The organism is Streptomyces sp. (genome assembly GCF_035645055.1).
GTDB lineage: Bacteria > Actinomycetota > Actinomycetes > Streptomycetales > Streptomycetaceae > Streptomyces.
The window spans coordinates 1-16,840 of record NZ_DASQNH010000004.1 but is presented as its reverse complement, the minus strand read 5'-3'; the positions used below and the strand labels follow the sequence as shown (position 1 = coordinate 16,840).

The 16,840-nt window shown below is 71.9% G+C and carries 17 protein-coding genes and 1 rRNA gene; 14 read left to right on the top strand and 4 right to left on the bottom strand.

Going from position 1 to position 16,840, the window contains the following annotated elements; genetic code table 11:
* From rrf to VE614_RS01965, 9 genes are all read left to right on the top strand, one after another.
* Positions 1 to 116, top strand: a 5S ribosomal RNA gene (gene rrf, locus VE614_RS02005).
* 62 nt (positions 117 to 178) lie between these two features.
* The gene (locus VE614_RS02000; RefSeq protein ID WP_324930897.1) at positions 179 to 829 is read left to right on the top strand and encodes an HAD family hydrolase; all 651 of its coding nucleotides are present in this window, start codon (positions 179 to 181) and stop codon (positions 827 to 829) included.
* Between the two features lie 60 nt (positions 830 to 889).
* Positions 890 to 2,122, top strand: a complete 1,233-nt coding sequence (locus VE614_RS01995) for an MFS transporter (protein ID WP_324930893.1) — start codon at positions 890 to 892, stop codon at positions 2,120 to 2,122.
* The gene (locus tag VE614_RS01990; protein WP_324930890.1) at positions 2,073 to 3,245 is read left to right on the top strand and encodes an acetoin utilization protein AcuC; all 1,173 of its coding nucleotides are present in this window, start codon (positions 2,073 to 2,075) and stop codon (positions 3,243 to 3,245) included. Before VE614_RS01995 ends, VE614_RS01990 begins: the two co-directional genes overlap by 50 nt.
* A gap of 238 nt (positions 3,246 to 3,483) precedes the next feature.
* The gene (locus VE614_RS01985; protein WP_324930887.1) at positions 3,484 to 4,299 is read left to right on the top strand and encodes a phosphatase; all 816 of its coding nucleotides are present in this window, start codon (positions 3,484 to 3,486) and stop codon (positions 4,297 to 4,299) included.
* A 129-nt stretch (positions 4,300 to 4,428) separates the two neighbouring features.
* Positions 4,429 to 4,641 carry a helix-turn-helix domain-containing protein gene (locus VE614_RS01980; protein WP_324930903.1) on the top strand — a complete coding sequence of 71 codons (213 nt, stop codon included), beginning with the start codon at positions 4,429 to 4,431 and terminating at the stop codon, positions 4,639 to 4,641.
* A gap of 155 nt (positions 4,642 to 4,796) precedes the next feature.
* Complete coding sequence (locus VE614_RS01975) at positions 4,797 to 4,895, top strand: 30S ribosomal protein bS22 (RefSeq protein WP_003948845.1); 99 nt, start codon at positions 4,797 to 4,799, stop codon at positions 4,893 to 4,895.
* A 217-nt stretch (positions 4,896 to 5,112) separates the two neighbouring features.
* On the top strand, positions 5,113 to 6,204 hold the full coding sequence (locus tag VE614_RS01970; RefSeq protein WP_324930884.1) for an NAD-dependent epimerase/dehydratase family protein: 1,092 nt from the start codon (positions 5,113 to 5,115) through the stop codon (positions 6,202 to 6,204).
* Positions 6,205 to 6,218: 14 nt separating this feature from the next.
* Positions 6,219 to 7,277 carry a lysophospholipid acyltransferase family protein gene (locus tag VE614_RS01965; protein ID WP_324930881.1) on the top strand — a complete coding sequence of 353 codons (1,059 nt, stop codon included), beginning with the start codon at positions 6,219 to 6,221 and terminating at the stop codon, positions 7,275 to 7,277.
* Between the two features lie 100 nt (positions 7,278 to 7,377).
* On the opposite strand, the gene VE614_RS01960 is transcribed toward VE614_RS01965, so the two are convergent.
* The 3 genes from VE614_RS01960 to VE614_RS01950 form a co-directional block, all read right to left on the bottom strand.
* Positions 7,378 to 8,598: a DUF5667 domain-containing protein gene (locus tag VE614_RS01960; protein WP_324930878.1), complete on the bottom strand. Its 1,221-nt coding sequence runs from the start codon at positions 8,596 to 8,598 to the stop codon at positions 7,378 to 7,380.
* 241 nt (positions 8,599 to 8,839) lie between these two features.
* Positions 8,840 to 9,610 carry an ECF subfamily RNA polymerase sigma factor, BldN family gene (locus tag VE614_RS01955; protein ID WP_324930875.1) on the bottom strand — a complete coding sequence of 257 codons (771 nt, stop codon included), beginning with the start codon at positions 9,608 to 9,610 and terminating at the stop codon, positions 8,840 to 8,842.
* Between the two features lie 464 nt (positions 9,611 to 10,074).
* On the bottom strand, positions 10,075 to 10,980 hold the full coding sequence (locus tag VE614_RS01950; protein ID WP_324930872.1) for an HAD-IB family hydrolase: 906 nt from the start codon (positions 10,978 to 10,980) through the stop codon (positions 10,075 to 10,077).
* A 107-nt stretch (positions 10,981 to 11,087) separates the two neighbouring features.
* Here VE614_RS01950 and VE614_RS01945 point away from each other — a divergent pair, with 107 nt between their 5' ends.
* The 5 genes from VE614_RS01945 (at position 11,088) to VE614_RS01925 (ending at position 16,694) form a co-directional block, all read left to right on the top strand.
* Positions 11,088 to 11,375 (top strand): glutaredoxin family protein, encoded by a 288-nt coding sequence (locus tag VE614_RS01945; RefSeq protein ID WP_324930869.1) that lies wholly within the window; start codon positions 11,088 to 11,090, stop codon positions 11,373 to 11,375.
* A gap of 189 nt (positions 11,376 to 11,564) precedes the next feature.
* Positions 11,565 to 12,326 carry a redox-sensing transcriptional repressor Rex gene (locus VE614_RS01940; RefSeq protein ID WP_324930867.1) on the top strand — a complete coding sequence of 254 codons (762 nt, stop codon included), beginning with the start codon at positions 11,565 to 11,567 and terminating at the stop codon, positions 12,324 to 12,326.
* A complete protein-coding gene (locus VE614_RS01935; protein WP_324930864.1) occupies positions 12,323 to 14,026 on the top strand; it encodes a glutamyl-tRNA reductase in 1,704 nt (567 codons plus the stop codon). The genes VE614_RS01940 and VE614_RS01935 overlap by 4 nt, the downstream gene beginning before the upstream one ends.
* Positions 14,023 to 14,982, top strand: a complete 960-nt coding sequence (gene hemC, locus VE614_RS01930; protein ID WP_324930861.1) for a hydroxymethylbilane synthase — start codon at positions 14,023 to 14,025, stop codon at positions 14,980 to 14,982. Before VE614_RS01935 ends, hemC begins: the two co-directional genes overlap by 4 nt.
* Positions 14,979 to 16,694 (top strand): uroporphyrinogen-III synthase, encoded by a 1,716-nt coding sequence (locus VE614_RS01925; RefSeq protein WP_324930857.1) that lies wholly within the window; start codon positions 14,979 to 14,981, stop codon positions 16,692 to 16,694. Before hemC ends, VE614_RS01925 begins: the two co-directional genes overlap by 4 nt.
* Before the next feature lie 59 nt (positions 16,695 to 16,753).
* Here the strand turns inward: VE614_RS01925 and VE614_RS01920 are convergent.
* A partial coding sequence (locus VE614_RS01920; protein ID WP_324930900.1) for a DUF397 domain-containing protein occupies positions 16,754 to 16,840 on the bottom strand: 87 nt, incomplete at its 5' end.

The following is a 16,840-nucleotide window of genomic DNA, read 5'->3' as shown; positions in this document are numbered from 1 at the left end:
TCGGTGGTCATAGCGTGAGGGAAACGCCCGGTTACATTCCGAACCCGGAAGCTAAGCCTTACAGCGCCGATGGTACTGCAGGGGGGACCCTGTGGGAGAGTAGGACACCGCCGAACAATTTTTGGGAAAACCCCCGCATCGAAAGATGCGGGGGCTTTCTGCGTTTAGGGTCTGAGGTATGCGCTATGACCTGGTGATTTTCGACAACGACGGTGTGCTCGTCGACAGTGAGCCGATCTCCAACCGGCATCTCGCGGCCTATCTGACCGAGCTGGGGCATCCGACGACGTATGAGGACTCCATTCGGGACTACATGGGGTCCGCGATGCATCGGATCCATGATCTGATCCTGGAGCGGACCGGGCAGCGGTTGCCCGAGGACTTCGACGATGTCTTTCACGCCCGGGTGTTCGCCGCGTTCGAGCAGGAGCTGAAGGCGGTGAGCGGGGTCGCCGAAGTGCTGGAGAAGCTGGCCGCGGAGGGCGTGCCTTACTGCGTGGCCTCCTCCGGGAGCCATGAGCGGATTCGGGTCGGGCATCGGGCGGCCGGACTGGAACGGTGGTTCGACGACGAGCGGATCTTCAGTTCGCAGGATGTCGGACGGGGGAAGCCGGCGCCGGATCTGTTCCTGTACGCGGCGGAGCGGATGGGGGTCCCGCCGCAGCGGTGTGCGGTCGTCGAGGACAGCCCGCTGGGGGTGCGGGCGGCCGTGGCGGCGGGGATGGACGTGTACGGGTTCACGTCGATGACGCCGGCCGGGAAGCTGGCCGGGGCCACCGCGCTGTTCTCCGACATGGGGGAGCTGCTCGGGCTGCTCGGCCGAAGCTGAGGGAAATTCATCTTTGGCTCGATATACCCAGCCGCACGCCGGAGCCCTACGCTCGCCGCCATGACGGATGTGCTGCGGCGCGGCAGGGCCTCGTTGGCGTTCGGGTTCTTCGCTCAGGGTGTCGCGTTCGCGTTGCTCGTCACGCGCATCCCGGCGATCCAGGACCGGTACGGGGTGTCGGACGCGCTGTTGCCGGCGTTCCTGGCGGCCGTGCCGGTGCTGGCCGGGGTCGGGAGTGTGGCGACCGAGCGGCTGGTGCGGCGGATCCCGCCCAGTGCGGTGCTGCGGTGGTCGCAGCCGGTCGTGCTCCTGGCGCTGCTCGGGGTGGGTGCGGGGGAGGGGATGGCCGGGCTGGCGGTGGCGCTGGGAGCGTTCGGGCTGGCCGTGGGGGCGCTGGACGCCTCGATGAACATGCTCGGGGTGAGTCTTCAGCGGTCGTACGGGCGCAGCATCATGCTCGGGTTCCACGCCGCGTACAGCCTGGGCGGCATTCTGGGGGCCTCGCTGGCGTGGGCGGGGGCGCACTGGGAGCTGGCGCTGGTGGCGTCGTATCTGCCGGTCGTGGGTGTGCTGTTGCCGCTGTGCCTGATGGGGAGCCGGTGGTACGTCGGCGGGGGCAAGGCCGTCGCCGTCGAGGGCGGTGGCGGTGGCGATGGCGGAAGAGAAGCGGACGGTGCCGCCGGCTTCCGGGTGCTGCTGCCGCTGTGTCTGGTGATGACCGTCGCGTACATCGGGGACTCCACGGTGTCCAACTGGAGCGCGAAGTATCTCCAGGACGTGCTCGGGAGTTCGGAGCAGCTGGCGACCGTTCCGTACAACGTCTACATGGTGACCACGCTGCTGGGGCGGGCCGTCGGGGACCTCGGGGTGCGGCGGTTCGGGGCCGTGGCGGTCGTACGGGGCGGGGCGCTGGTGGCGGCGGTCGGGTTCGCCGTGGTGGCCGGGGCGCCGGGGGCGTGGGTGGGGATGCTCGGGTTCACGCTGCTGGGGCTCGGGCTGTGTGTGCTGGTGCCGCAGACGTTCGCGGCGGCGGGGCGGCTGTTCCCGGGGGCGTCGGATGCGGCGGTGGCGCGGCTGAACGTCTTCAACTATGCGGGGTTCCTGATCGGTTCGCCGCTGGTGGGGGCGCTGGGGGACGCCTGGAGCTATCGCGGGGCGATGCTCGTGCCGATGGTGCTGGTCCTGGTGACACTGGTGTACGCCCGGTCGTTCGAAGCTCAACCGGACCGATACGGTGGCGGGCATGAGCGGCCGCACACAGCTGATGTGGGACGAGGCAGTAACGGGGTATGACTTCGGGCCGGGGCATCCGATGGATCCGGTTCGGCTGGCCCTGACCCGGCGATTGGTCTCGGCGTTCGGACTCGACCGTGAGGTGGAGGTCGTGGGCGCGAAGCCGGCCGGGGAGTCGACGCTGCGGCTCGTCCATCGCGAGGACTACATCGAGGCCGTGAAGGCGGCCTCGGCGGATCCTCGGGCGGCCGACGGGGCGTACGGGATCGGGACGCTGGACGATCCGGCGTTCGCCGGGATGCACGAGGTCTCGTCGCTGATCGCCGGGCTGTCCGTGGGGGCGGCGGAGGCGGTGTGGCGGGGCGAGGCGCCGCACGCGGTGAACTTCGCGGGCGGGCTGCATCACGCGATGCCCGGAGGCGCGGCGGGGTTCTGCATCTACAACGACGCCTCGCTGGCGATCGCGCGGCTGCTGGAGCTGGGGGCGGAGCGGGTCGCGTATGTGGACGTCGATGTGCATCACGGGGACGGGGTGCAGGCGGCGTTCTGGGAGGATCCGCGGGTTCTGACGATCTCGTTGCACGAGCATCCGCGGACGCTGTTCCCGCAGACCGGGTGGCCGGAGGAGACCGGCGGCGGGGCGGGTGAGGGGTCCGCGGTGAATGTGGCGTTGCCGGCGGGGACCGGGGACGCGGGGTGGCTGCGGGCGTTCCACGCGGTGGTGCCGGAGCTGATCGCGGACTTCCGGCCGCAGGTGCTGGTGACGCAGCACGGGGCCGATACGCACTTCGAGGATCCGCTGGCGCATCTGGCGGTGTCACTGGACGCGCAGCGGGCGGTGCAGATGGCGTGCCATTCGCTGGCGCACGACCACGCCGACGGGCGGTGGGTCGCGCTGGGCGGGGGCGGGTACGCCGTGACGGACGTCGTGCCGCGGTCGTGGACGCATCTCGTGGGGATCGCGGCCGGGCGGCAGATCGCGCCGGAGACGGTGATTCCGGAGAGCTGGCGGCAGGAGGTGTTCGCGCGGACTCGGGAGTTGGGGCCGGGGCGGATGACCGATGGGCGGTGGCCGGTGGTCTTTCGGGAGTGGGAGGGCGGGTACGACCCCGCGGACCGGTTGGACCAGGCCGTGCTGGCGGTGCGGCGGGCGGTGTTTCCGCTGCGGGGGTTGTTGCCGTAGGGGCTCGCTGCGGCCCTGGCCGAGCTGTGCGCTGGGTGAGGCTGGGTGGGGGCTGGGCCGGGTGGGGTGCGCGCCCGGCATCTGCGGGGGTGCCGCCCCGCGCCCGCCCGTGCTGCTCTGGGGCGGTACGAATGCCCTTGGCTTGGCGGCTTGGCGGCTTGCCGCGCCCGTTACGCCAACCGCGCGCTCCTCCGGCGAACCGGGGGCGGAGGGGCGGTTCGTCCGGCAGCATCGGCGCATGGTGAGTGCCGGGGTTCTGCGGGAGCATCTGGTGGCGGCCCGGTTGGCCGGCCGGGTGGCCACGGGACGCGAGGAGAGTCTGCGGAGTTATCGGTTGTTCGCGGCTCGGGATCCCCGGGTGGTGATCGGGGTTGATCCGGTGGGGGCATGGCGCGTGCCGGATTTGGTGGGATTGATGGCTGAAAGGTGTGGCGTTTCTGGGGATATGAGGTGCGTTTCGGGTCCGGATCTGATTGATCCGGAGCTGACCCTCGCCGCCCTTGATGCCTTCGCCGAGCGGATCGGCGCCGCTGCCCGGCGGCGGGCGCCGGTGCTTCTCGGCACCGGGCACCCGCACCGGCTGCTCGGTTTCTACGCCGATTTGGCGGACGCCCTGTCGGCGGCGGGATGTGCTGTCCTCACCCCGGCGAAGGGTCGCTGTGTCGACATATTGACCCGGTTCGGTCTACGCACGCACAACCTCGACTACGTACGGGGAGTCGCGCTGGTGCGGGAACCCGGAGCTCACGGCCGTGGTCGCGCGACGGGCGCGCACACCCACTCCCCGCTCCCGGTTCGTACCGCGCTGGCGGCCGCCGCCGAGGCCGGCGGGCCGCTTCCGGAGCTGGTGATCGGGGACCACGGATGGGTCTGCGGAGCAGGTCAGCTGGGGTTCGAGGCCCTGGGGCTGGCCGACACCGACGACCCCGCGCCGTTCGTGGGGCAGGCGGAGGGGAGCGTGGCCGTCGTCGTTCCGGTTGATGACGCTGTGCGGTCTGCTTACTACCGGCCGCTTACCCGTTACGTACTCAATCGAGCGTGTCTGTCACAGTAGGCCGCCGAGCGGTGCACCTCTTCCCCACTTGCATCACCCGCCCCTAGTCTGGGGAGTGAGCACGCAGCGACGAAGAGTCACCGGAAGGGGAAGCCGGTGGCCGTCGAGTGCGGAAGGTTCAGGTGTGTCATGGCTGCAGCTGGCGAGAGGCCTCTGAGCGAGGTTCAGTTCCTTACCGTGGCGGAAGTCGCCGCGGTGATGCGAGTGTCGAAGATGACCGTGTACCGGTTGGTGCACAGCGGTCATCTGCCCGCGATCCGGGTCGGAAGGTCCTTCCGGGTCCCGGAGAACGCGGTTCACGAGTACCTCCGCGACAGCTACGTGGGGGTGGAATCCGCCTGACGACGGTCCCGGGGGGATCGGCTCAGGGCAGTTTTCGATCTCTCCGGGCACCTCGATTACGACCTCAGCGCTCGGGCGGGTAGGCTAGCCCCTCGTAGGTCGTGTGGGCCCATGGCGCCCAAACACCGAGTGATGAGAAGTGAGCGAGGGTAGTCGTGGGCTCTGTTATCAAGAAGCGGCGCAAGCGGATGGCCAAGAAGAAGCACCGCAAGCTGCTCAAGCGCACGCGCGTTCAGCGTCGTAACAAGAAGTAAGGCGACGCACCGCAACGCTGCGGAAGCGTGTTCGCGGCCCCCCACCGGATCCGGTGGGGGGCCACACGCGTTTCCCTCGCGTTTTCCGCCATGTCACACCTCAGGCGGTCGTCACAAGGCGACACGGACCCGCTAAGTTGGCCGCAAGGGGGGAACGCGGCAGGGTGGCGAGCAGGGACGCAGAGGACGTACGGCGGTACGAAGGAAGGCGCTGATCTTGGGCAAGGTCGTGCTCGTGACCGGAGTGGCCCGCCCGCTGGCGGGCCGGTTCGTACGGCGCATCCAGCGTGATCCGGAGGTGGACCGGGTCGTCGCCGTGGACGCGGTGCCGCCCGAGCACCATCTGGGCGGGGCCGACTTCGTCCAGGCGGACATCCGGCAGCCCACGATCGCCCGGGTGCTCGCGGAGACCGGCGCCGATACCGTGGTGCACATGGACGTCACGGCGACCGCGCTGGGCAGCGGCAGCCGGGCCACGGTCAAGGAGACCAACGTCATCGGGACGATGCAGCTGCTCGGCGCCTGCCAGAAGTCCCCGGCGGTGCGGCGGCTGGTGGTGAAGTCGAGCACGAACGTGTACGGGTCGGCGCCGCGCGATCCGGCCGTGTTCACCGAGACCACTCCGCCCAAGTCGCTGCCCAGCGGCGGCTTCGCCAAGGACACGGTCGAGGTCGAGGGGTACGTCCGCGGGTTCGCCCGGCGGCGGCCGGACGTCGCCGTGTGCGTGCTGCGGTGCGCCAACGTCCTCGGGCCGAGCGCGGACTCGCCGCTCGCCTCCTACTTCGCGCTGCCGGTGCTGCCGACGGTGTTCGGCTACGACCCACGGCTGCAGTTCGTCCACGAGGACGACGTCATCCAGGTGCTGCGGCTGGCCTCGCACGAGCCGGCCCGGGGCACGCTCAACAGCGGCACCTTCAACATCGCCGGTGACGGCGTGCTGCTGCTCTCCCAGTGCTCGCGGCGGCTCGGCCGCCCCACGGTGCCGCTGCTGCTGCCCGCCGTGACCTGGGCCGGGTCGCTGGTGCGGACGCTGGGCATGACGGACTTCTCGCCCGAGCAGATCCGGCTGCTCACCCATGGCCGGGTGGTGGACACCACCCAGATGCGCGAGACCCTGGGGTTCCGGCCGAAGTACACCACCGCGGAGACGTTCGCGGACTTCGTCCGCGGCCATGGGCCCGGGCTGCTGCCGCCCGAGGCCCTGGCGGGTGCCGTCGACCGGCTCGCCGCCGCGCTGCCCGACGGCCCGGGAGCCTCCCGCTCCCCGGCCCCCTCCCCCAGCCACTCCCCGACGCACAGCGCCAACTGAGGAGCGCAGCAACGATGGCGGACGCCAAGGTCATTCCGTTCGACGACGACCGGTCCCGCGGGGGCGCCGTACAGCGGCCGTCGCGGCGCCGCGGCGCGGGCAGTCGGCGTGGGGGCGGCGAGCCGGCACGGGAGCGCGAGGCCGCCGAGGTCCAGGCGCTGCCCACCCGGGCGGCGCCGTGGGAGGACGGCCCCGTGACACCCGAGGAGCAGCCGCCGCGGCCCGGGGACACGAGCGATCTGGAGCGGCGGGTAGCGGCCGGCCTGGCGTTCCTGCGCCGTCGGCTCACCGGGGACTACGAGGTCGACGACTTCGGCTATGACGAGGAACTGACCGACCAGGTCCTGATGTCGCTGCTGCGGCCGCTGTACGAGAAGTACTTCCGGGTCGAGGTGAAGGGCCTGGAGAACATCCCGGCCGAGGGCGGGGCGCTGATCGTCGCCAATCACTCCGGGACACTGCCGCTGGACGGACTGATGATGCAGGTCGCCGTCCACGACCACCATCCCGCCGGCCGGCATCTGCGGCTGCTCGCGGCCGACCTGGTCTTCGTGCTGCCGGTCGTCAACGAGCTGGCCCGCAAGCTGGGGCACACCCTGGCGTGCGCGGAGGACGCGGCACGGCTGCTGGAGCAGGGCGAACTGGTCGGGGTGATGCCGGAGGGCTTCAAGGGCCTCGGCAAGCCCTTCGCGGACCGCTACAAGCTCCAGCGCTTCGGCCGTGGCGGGTTCGTCTCCACGGCCCTGCGCGCCGGGGCGCCGATCATCCCGTGCTCGGTCGTCGGGGCGGAGGAGATCTATCCGATGCTCGGCAACGCCAAGACGGTCGCCCGGCTGCTGGGTTTCCCGTACTTCCCGATCACGCCGACCTTCCCGTGGCTCGGTCCGCTCGGCGCGGTTCCGCTGCCGACGAAGTGGACGATCCAGTTCGGGGAGCCGATCCCGACGGACGGCTATCCGCCGGAGGCGGCGGAGGACCCGATGCTGATGTTCAACCTGACGGACCAGGTCCGGGAGCAGATCCAGCACACCCTGTACAAGCTGCTGGTGCAGCGGCGGTCGGTGTTCTTCTGATCCGCTGATTCGCCGTCGCTGATCCGTTGCCCGTGTACGACGACGGGGGCGCCCTGGTGGAAGGGGCGCCCCCGTCGTCGTACCGCCTGGCGCGGGGGCGCTACTCCGCGTCCTCCGCCTCGATGCCCAGGCCGGGCAGCAGGCGGGGCAGGAGGGGCGGGAGGGTGACGTCGGGCTCGGGGGTCGGCGTCACGCTCTGGGGCGGGGAGGCGGGGCCGGTGTTCTGCGGTGGGTCGATCAGGCCGCCGGTGTTGCCGCCGAGCAGGCCGTCGCTGCCGCTGCCGGATTCCGCCGGCTGGCTGGGCCGGCCGGGGCTGCCGGAGCGCCCGGGGTCGGTGGTGCCGCTGCCGGTGCCGGGCGCGGTGGAGCGGCCCGTGCCGGAGGACCCGGTGGACTCGCCGGCCCCCGGGTTCCGCTGCCCGCCGTCCGTGCCGCCGCCCTTGGCCGGGGGCTGGGGGAGCAGGGACTGCAGCGGGGCGACCTCCTGGTCTATGGCGTCGAAGACCGACGACACCTGTTCGCTGACGTCTCCGAGCTGGAGCGGCAGCCGCTCGCGCAGGGCACCCCAGGCGTCGCGGTGCGAGCGGGAGAAGGCCGAGAGCGCCTGGATGGGGCCCAGGGACTCGGGGTCGCGCTCGTAGGCCGCGCTGAGCAGCCGGTGGCCTTCCGAGGCGTCGTGCCGCATCCCGGACAGGGCGCGGCGGATCTCGCCGAGGGATTCGTGGTCGAGGTGGCCGCCGCGACCGCGTTCCATCAGCCGACGGGCTTCGCTCAGGCGGGTGGAGGCCCGGTCGAGGTACATCTCGCCGCGCTCGTCGTCCTCGTCGGCGAGGCCCAGCTTGAAGTCCTCGATGCCGCGTTTGAGGCCGTAGAGCGAATCACCGGGCAGGGCGTCCGAGCTGGCAGCGGCGACTCCGCCGAAGGCACCGGCGGCCACACCCACGCTGAGGCCGCCGGCGGTGAGGCCCTTGGCCAGCCGGGTGCGTGGCCGGAACTTTCCCAGTGGGGTCGCCCGGTGCGCGCCCCGGGCGCGACGCTGCTCGGGCACCGAACGGTCTGCCTCGCCGCCCTCGCGCAGCATGGCCTCCATCGCGGCCACCAACTGGGCCCGCTGGACGACCTTGACCTCGGGGTCCAGCACCGGTTTGGGCAGCTCGCCGAGACTGGTCGCGAGGGCCAGCAGCCGGCCCTGCTCGGTCGGTTCCCCGGCAGCCGGGGCGGATGCCTCCGGCTGCTCGTCCGCCGTGTCCCGGTCGGGCTGCTCCTCCAGAGCCTGGGCGAAGGCGTTCGCCCGCCGGTGCGCCGATACGTTCGCGATCACTGGCGGCACCTCCTCTCGTCATGACGGTCGACTCCCCAGGGGGTCCTGAGGGTCGCACACTCCGGCCGGATCCACGCGAACGAGCGAGCGGAAACAGCCGGGGAGTGACCACAGGGAGCCTGCATCCCGCACAACGAGCGGCGCGGCACTTGGGTTACGGACGGCGGATGAGCGGACCGCGAAGGCAACGGACTTTCACCGACGGTGAGTTGGGGACAGCGGAGGGTGTGCGCGCGGCGGCTCAGCGCGCGTCGTCGGGGAGGAGCCGGGCGAGGGTGCGTACGGCGCGGTACTGGAGGGTCTTGATGGCGCCCTCGTTCTTGCCCATGACACGGGCGGTCTCGGCGACCGAGAGGCCCTGGAGGAAGCGGAGCGTCACGCACTCCTGCTGCTGGGGGTTGAGCCGCCGTACGGCGTCGAGGAGGGCGGCGTTGGAGAGGGACTCGAGGACGGACTCCTCGGGGGAGCGCTCGACCTCGTTGGCGTCGAGCATCTCACCGGTGGTCACCTCGAGCCGGAAACGGCTCGACTTGAAGTGGTCGGCGACCAGGTTGCGCGCGATCGTGACCAGCCAGGCGCCGAAGTCGCGGCCCTGCCAGGTGAAGGTGCCGATGCGGCGCAGGGCGCGCAGAAAGGTCTCGCTGGTCAGGTCCTCGGCGGTCGCCTTGCCTCCCACGCGGTAGTAGATGTACCGGTAGACGGTGTCGCTGTACTGGTCGTAGAGGCGGCCGAAGGCTTCGGCCTCGCCGGACTGGGCGCGCTCGACGAGGTCCATCATGCGGGCGCTGTCGCTGTCGGCGGCCGGGCGGCGCGCGGTGGGGGCGCCGGTGGAACGTCCTCGTCTGCCGACCGCGGCGCCGCCGTCGGCCAGTGCGTAGCACGGGCCTGCGGGCGCGGCGGAGGCGAAGGCGGGGACGGCGTACGCGGTGGGGACGAAGTCGCGCAAAAGTCCTCGGACCGTTGCGCGCAGCGTAGCCAGGCCCGAGGCGTCAACCCCGACGTGTGGGTACACGAGACTCCCAGAGGCAGAGCTTCCATCACGTGCAGTGCGGGACCATTCACCCGTCGTAGCGACGGAGAGGTACCGGATTGCGTCTGAGGAGAATAACGCTTCGTGCAGGCGCTGCTACGCCCAGTTGCTCAAATCATCGATTACGTCGCTTCCGTAACCGATTGATGACTGGTCGAGTTCCGCAGAGTGACCGGTTCCTGACCGGAAAGGTTCCGGTTCCGGGTGGGTCGGAGGCGTGTTGTGGCCGGGTGCGGTAAGGCGGGACTGGCCGGGCGTCCGGGTGGGTACGACTGGTGGATTGGCCCGCTCGGCGGGGCGTGTCGGGGGCGTGCGGGCCGGGCGGGGTCCGGTGGACGCGGCGGAGAGGCGCGACCGCGCCGGGTGAGTGGGTGGGGCCCGGTGACCGGGTGACCGGTGGGCCGGGGCAGCGGCGGGCCGGTGGGCCGGGACAGCGGCGGGCCGGGTCAGCGGCGGCGGCGGTGCAGGGCGATGGCCGCGGCCGTGCCGCCCGCCACCGCGCCGACGCCGGCCGCGGCGGGGATGCCGACCTTGGCCGCCTTGCGGCCGGTGCGGTAGTCGCGCAGCCGCCAGTCCATCTCGCGGGCGTGCCTGCGCAGTCTGCTGTCGGGGTTGATCGCGTACGGGTGGCCGACGAGCGAGAGCATCGGGATGTCGTTGTGCGAGTCGCTGTACGCGGCGCAGCGGGACAGGTTCAAACCCTCCGCGGCGGCCAGCGCGCGCACCGCCTCCGCCTTCGCCGGGCCGTGCAGGGGCTCGCCGACCAGTTTGCCGGTGTAGACGCCGTCGACGGACTCGGCGACGGTGCCGAGGGCGCCGGTCAGGCCGAGGCGGCGGGCGATCACCTGGGCGATCTCCACGGGGGCGGCCGTGACCAGCCACACCCGCTGGCCGGCGTCCAGATGGGCCTGGGCCAGTGCCCGGGTGCCCGGCCAGATCCGCTCGGCCATGTACTCGTCGTAGATCTCCTCGCCGATCGACCTCAGCTCGGCGACGCGGTGGCCCTGGACGATGGACAGCGCCGAGTCGCGGGCGTCCTGCATGTGCTCGGGGTCCTCGACGCCGGCCAGCCGGAACCATGCCTGCTGCCAGGCGAACCGGGCCAGATCGCGGGTCTCGAAGAACTTGCGCTTGTACAGGCCCCGGCCGAAGTGGAACAGCGCGGCGCCCTGCATGACGGTGTTGTCGAGGTCGAAGAAGGCGGCGGCCTGTTCGTCGCCGGGCACCGGGAAGAGCGGTTCCTCGGAGACGTCGGCGGACTTGCGGGCGGCTTCCGCCGAGGCCTCGCCTGCCAACACGCTCCGCGCCGTGGCGGAGCGCCTACGGGGGGTGAGCCATCCGAGAGCGGCCATGGCGTGAGCATAGCCAGTTTGTTCGGTGATTCCGTCCGGCGCCGAGTCGGGAGGGCTGTGAACTCTGTGCGACCGAGCCGTTAAGGAAGGCCTCGGGGAGCGGGAGAATGGCCGGTATGAGTCCCATCTTCCGGCGCGGGGCCGCGCCCGCCCCCCAGGACCGTCTGGTCACCTTGATCCGCAAGCCCGGCTGCCATTTGTGTGATGACGCACAGATCGTGATCGAGAAGGTCTGCGGGGAGCTGGGGGTGCCGTGGGAGCAGAAGGACATCACGCGCGACGCTGACCTGCACGATCGCTACTGGGAGCAGATCCCGGTGGTGCTGGTGGACGGGGCTCAGCACACGTTCTGGCGGGTGGACGAACAGCGGCTTCGCAAGGCGCTGACGGCTTAGGATCGATGGCTGTAGTGGTCTCGGGGGCGTGGATCGTGAGGAAGGTAATCGGTCGTGACCCCCGTCACGTTGGCCGGGCAAATCGGACACCATCTTTGTGCACGCGTTCACAAAGACATAGCCTGCTGTCGACGGGGCGGTCTGGGGACGTATGACCGCCTGCAGCCCCGCTCTACCCGCAGGAGCACCGTGGCAACTGGCCGAACTCACCGACCGGCGACCCGTAGCCGAGGGATTCCCGAGGCCACCGTCGCCCGGCTTCCGCTGTACCTCCGCGCCCTGACCGCGCTCTCCGAGCGCTCGGTGCCGACCGTCTCCTCCGAGGAGCTGGCGGCGGCGGCCGGAGTCAACTCCGCGAAGCTGCGCAAGGATTTCTCGTACCTGGGCTCCTACGGGACGCGTGGCGTGGGCTACGACGTCGAGTATCTCGTGTACCAGATCTCGCGCGAACTGGGGCTCACCCAGGACTGGCCGGTTGTGATCGTCGGTATCGGCAACCTCGGCGCCGCGCTCGCCAACTACGGCGGGTTCGCCTCCCGCGGCTTCCGGGTCGCCGCGCTGATCGACGCCGACCCGCACATGGCCGGCAAGCCCGTCGCCGGGATCCCGGTGCAGCACACCGACGAGCTGGAGAGGATCATCCAGGACAACGGTGTGTCGATCGGTGTGATCGCCACCCCCGCCGGTGCCGCCCAGCAGGTCTGCGACCGGCTCGTGGCCGCCGGGGTCACCTCCATCCTGAACTTCGCGCCGACCGTGCTGTCCGTCCCCGACGGCGTCGACGTGCGCAAGGTCGACCTCTCCATCGAACTCCAGATCCTCGCCTTCCACGAGCAGCGCAAGGCCGGCGAGGAGGCAGCGGGCGAGACGGCCGTACCGGCCGCCGCCAAGCGCGGCGACTCCGCCGACCAGGGACCCGACGGGGACGTACCCGCCGTGATGCCGGCATGAGCCTCCTCGTCGTCGGGCTGAGCCACCGCAGCGCCCCGGTCAGCGTGCTGGAGCGGGCGGCGCTGAGCGCGGACGCCCAGATCAAGCTGGCGCAGGACACCGTCGCCGCCGAGCCGGCCACCGAGGCCGCCGTGCTGGCCACCTGCAACCGCATCGAGCTGTACGCCGACGTGGACAAGTTCCACGCCGGTGTCGCCGAGCTGTCCACGCTGCTCGCCCAGCACAGCGGGGTCGGGCTCGACGAGCTGACTCCGTATCTCTATGTGCACTACGAGGACCGGGCCGTGCACCACCTGTTCTCGGTGGCCTGCGGACTGGACTCCATGGTCGTCGGCGAGGGCCAGATCCTCGGCCAGATAAAGGACTCCCTGGCCCGCGCCCAGGACCTGCACACCGCCGGGCGGCTGATCAACGACCTGTTCCAGCAGGCCCTGCGGGTCGGCAAGCGGGCGCACTCCGAGACCGGCATCGACCGCGCCGGGCAGTCCCTGGTCACCTTCGGCCTGGAGCAGCTGGCCGCGGGCGGGCCGGTCGAGGACTGGGCGCGCGGCAAGAAGGCGCTGGTGATCGGCGCCGGTTCGATGTCCTCGCTGGCCGCCGCGACGCTCGCGCGCGCCGGGGTCGCCGAGATCGTCGTCGCCAACCGCACCCAGGAGCGCGCCGAGCGACTGGCCCAGATCCTCACCGAGGCCGAGGACGCGCACGTGCTCGCCCGCGCGGTGCCGATGGACGCGGTGCCGGACGAGCTGACACGTGCCGACGTCGCCGTCTCCTGCACCGGCGCGACCGGTCTGGTGCTCGGCGCCGAGGCGGTCGCCGCCGCGGCGCGGGGCCGCACCGGCGAGCCGGTCGCCGAGACCGCAGGCGCGCGTCGTACGACGGACAAGGCGGCGGAGACCCGCCCCACCCCGCTGCCGCCCACCAGCGTCGGCAGCGAGGACGGCTGCCCACTGGACCTGCCCGCCGTCGCGCCCGGCTTCTCCGTGATGGGAGAGGCCGCCGTGGCCGGGATGGACGCGGCGACGCTGGAGCAGCACGCCGCGTGGGTCGCGGGAGCCCCGGCCGAGCGGCGGGAGACCGTCCGGCGGACGCCCGACGCCGAGCTGATCGGCGCGCTCGCCGCGACGGCCGCGACCGTCGGCCGGATCCCGGAGCGGCGCCGCCCCGAACCGGTGGCGGCCGAGCGCCCCGAGCCCGTGCTCTTCCTGCTCGACCTCGCCATGCCGCGCGACATCGACGCGGCCGTGCACCGGCTCGCCGGCGTGCGGCTGGTCGACATCGAGTCGCTGGCGGAAGCCTCCGCCGACGCTCCGATGGCGGCCGACGTCGACCAGGTCCGCCGTATCGTTTCCGACGAGGTGGCGGCCTTCGGCGCGGCCCAGCGGGCCGCCCACATCACGCCGACCGTCGTCGCGCTGCGCACGATGGCCGCCGATGTCGTCGCCAGTGAGATCGCCCGGCTGGACGGGCGGCTGCCCGGCCTCGACGACAAGCAGCGCACCGAGATCCGGCAGACCGTGCACCGGGTCGTCGACAAGCTGCTGCACGCGCCGACCGTACGGGTCAAGCAGCTCGCGGCCGAGCCCGGCGGCGCCGGATACGCGGACGCGCTGCGCACCCTGTTCGACCTCGACCAGGAGACGGTGGCCTCCGTCTCGCGCGCCGAGGACAGCACCGAAAAGAACCGAGGGCCACGATGAGTGACAAGGCGCTGAGGCTCGGGACCAGGCGGAGCAAGCTCGCCATGGCCCAGTCCGGGCAGGTGGCGGAGGCCGTCAGCCAGGTGACCGGCCGGCCTGTCGAGCTGGTCGAGATCACCACTTATGGCGATGTCTCCCGTGAGGCGCTGGCGCAGATCGGCGGCACGGGTGTGTTCGTGACCGCGCTGCGCGACGCGCTGCTGCGGGGCGAGGTCGACTTCGCGGTGCACTCGCTGAAGGACCTGCCGACCGCGCAGCCCGCGGAGCTGGTCCTGGCCGCCGTGCCGGTGCGCGAGGACCCGCGCGACGTGATCGTCGCCAAGGACGCGCTGAAGTTCACCGACCTGCCGCGCGGGGCGCGCATCGGCACCGGTTCGCCGCGCCGCATGGCACAGCTGAACGCGTACGCCCGCGCCCACGGACTCGACATCGAGTGCGTGGCGATCCGCGGGAACGTCGACACCCGGATCGGATACGTCCGCAATGGTGAGCTGGACGCCGTGGTGCTGGCCGCCGCCGGACTGAACCGGATCGGCCGCAGTGAGGAAGTGACCGACTTCCTGTCGGTCGACACGGTTCTGCCCGCCCCCGGCCAGGGGGCCCTGGCGATCGAGTGCACCGCGGACAACGCGGACCTCATCGCGGCGCTCGGCGAACTCGACGACCCGTACACCCGGGCCGCCGTCACCGCCGAGCGGTCACTGCTCGCCGCCCTGGAGGCCGGTTGCAGCGCCCCGGTGGGCGCGCTGGCCGACCTGCTGGCCGACGGGCAGATTGTCAAGGAAATGCGCCTGCGCGGCGTCGTCGGCACGACCGACGGCACCTCGCTGGTGCAGCTGTCCACCACCGGTCCCGTGCCCCAGACGCACGACCAGGCAGTGGCGCTCGGCCGTGATCTCGCGGCCCGGATGCTTGCCCAGGGCGCGGCCGGTCTGATGGGGGAGCGAGCACAGTGAGCCCCACCACTCTTCCCGCCTGTCCCGACCACGGGCACGTCACCTTCCTGGGTGCCGGACCCGGAGATCCGGGACTGCTGACACTGCGCGCCGTGGAGGCGCTGGCCAGCGCGGACGTCCTCGTCGCCGAGCATGAGGTGCTCGACGTCGTACGCGTCCACGCCCGGCCGGGCGTCGCCGTCGTGCACACGGATCCGGATCCCACGGGTCCTTCCGTGGACCGGCATCCGGGCACCGGCGCGCCTCAGCTCACGGTGGTTGACGGCACGTCAACACCCGTTGGGGTACCCGCAGAACGGGATGCCGCACATCTTGTCATGGAGGCCGCGCGGGGCGGCAGGCGGGTCGTGCGTGCCGTCTCCGGCGATCCGGGCCTCGACGCGTACGCCGCCGAGGAGATGCTCGCCTGCGCCGCCGCCGGGGTGCCCTTCGAGGTGGTGCCCGGTGTCGCCGCCGCCGTCGGCGTGCCCGCCTACGCGGGTGTGCCGCTGCGCGACGCCGACGGCGCGGACGTGCGGTTCGTCGACGCGCGCACGGCGTCCGACCGGTGCTGGACGGAGGTGGGCGCCTCCGACGGGACGGTCGTGGTGTCCACGACGCTCGACTCCGTGGCCGCCGCCGCGGGCGAGCTGGTCGCCGCCGGCCGCAAGCCCGACACCCCGCTGACGGTGACGGTCGCCGGTACGACCACCCGGCAGCGGACCTGGACGGCGACGCTCGGCACCATCGCCCAGACGCTGAAGCAGGCCAAGGTGCTGCCCTCGCCCGAGGGCGGGCGGCCGGTGATAGCCGTGGTCGGTGAGCGCAGCGCCGCCGCCCGGCGTGACCAGCTGTCGTGGTTCGAGTCCAAGCCGCTGTTCGGCTGGAAGGTGCTCGTGCCGCGCACGAAGGAGCAGGCGGCGTCGCTCTCCGACCAGCTGCGGTCCTACGGTGCCGTGCCGCACGAGGTGCCGACCATCGCGGTCGAGCCGCCGCGCACGCCCCAGCAGATGGAGCGGGCGGTCAAGGGCCTGGTGACGGGCCGCTACGAGTGGATCGCCTTCACCTCGGTGAACGCGGTCAAGGCCGTCCGGGAGAAGTTCGAGGAGTACGGGCTCGACGCCCGTGCCTTCGCCGGGATCAAGGTCGCCGCGGTGGGCGAGCAGACCGCCAAGGCGCTGATCGCCTTCGGCGTCAAGCCCGACCTGGTACCGAGCGGCGAGCAGTCGGCCGCCGGACTCCTGGAGGACTGGCCGCCGTACGACCCGGTCTTCGACCCGATCGACCGCGTCTTCCTGCCGCGCGCCGACATCGCCACCGAGACCCTGGTCGCCGGGCTCATCGAGCTGGGCTGGGAGGTCGACGACGTCACGGCCTACCGGACCGTGCGCGCTTCGCCGCCGCCGGCCGAGACCCGGGAGGCGATCAAGGGCGGTGGCTTCGACGCCGTGCTGTTCACGTCGTCCTCCACCGTGCGGAACCTGGTCGGCATCGCGGGCAAGCCGCACAACGTGACGGTGATCGCCTGCATCGGGCCCGCCACGGCCAAGACCGCCGAGGAGCACGGGCTGCGCGTCGACGTGATGGCGCCCGAGCCGTCCGTGCACAAGCTCGCCGAGGCGCTGGCCGACTTCGGCATGCGGCGCCGGACCGCCGCCCTGGAGGCGGGCGACCCGGTGACCCGGCCGAGCGAGCGGCGTCCGGGGGCGCGCAGGCGGCGGACGACGACCTGAGCCACGCGGATACGGCCCGCACCGTGAACTCGGTGCGGGCCGTGCGCGTTCCCACTCCGTCAGTGCGCGGAGGCGTACGGCAGGAAGGTCGCCCACGTGGCGGGGGTGAGGGCGAGGCGGGGGCCGTCGGGGTTCTTGGAGTCGCG

Excerpts from the sequence above, each read along its gene's own strand:
- VE614_RS01980 (WP_324930903.1), top strand. The coding sequence starts at position 4,429 with ATGGCTGCAGCTGGCGAGAGGCCTCTGAGCGAGGTTCAGTTCCTTACC.
- VE614_RS01950 (WP_324930872.1), bottom strand. The coding sequence starts at position 10,980 with ATGGCCGCTCTCGGATGGCTCACCCCCCGTAGGCGCTCCGCCACGGCG.
- hemC (WP_324930861.1), top strand. The coding sequence starts at position 14,023 with ATGAGTGACAAGGCGCTGAGGCTCGGGACCAGGCGGAGCAAGCTCGCC.
- VE614_RS01965 (WP_324930881.1), top strand. The coding sequence starts at position 6,219 with ATGGCGGACGCCAAGGTCATTCCGTTCGACGACGACCGGTCCCGCGGG.
- VE614_RS01990 (WP_324930890.1), top strand. The coding sequence starts at position 2,073 with ATGAGCGGCCGCACACAGCTGATGTGGGACGAGGCAGTAACGGGGTAT.
- VE614_RS01945 (WP_324930869.1), top strand. The coding sequence starts at position 11,088 with ATGGCCGGTATGAGTCCCATCTTCCGGCGCGGGGCCGCGCCCGCCCCC.
- VE614_RS01995 (WP_324930893.1), top strand. The coding sequence starts at position 890 with ATGACGGATGTGCTGCGGCGCGGCAGGGCCTCGTTGGCGTTCGGGTTC.
- VE614_RS01985 (WP_324930887.1), top strand. The coding sequence starts at position 3,484 with ATGGTGAGTGCCGGGGTTCTGCGGGAGCATCTGGTGGCGGCCCGGTTG.
- VE614_RS01935 (WP_324930864.1), top strand. The coding sequence starts at position 12,323 with ATGAGCCTCCTCGTCGTCGGGCTGAGCCACCGCAGCGCCCCGGTCAGC.
- VE614_RS02000 (WP_324930897.1), top strand. The coding sequence starts at position 179 with ATGCGCTATGACCTGGTGATTTTCGACAACGACGGTGTGCTCGTCGAC.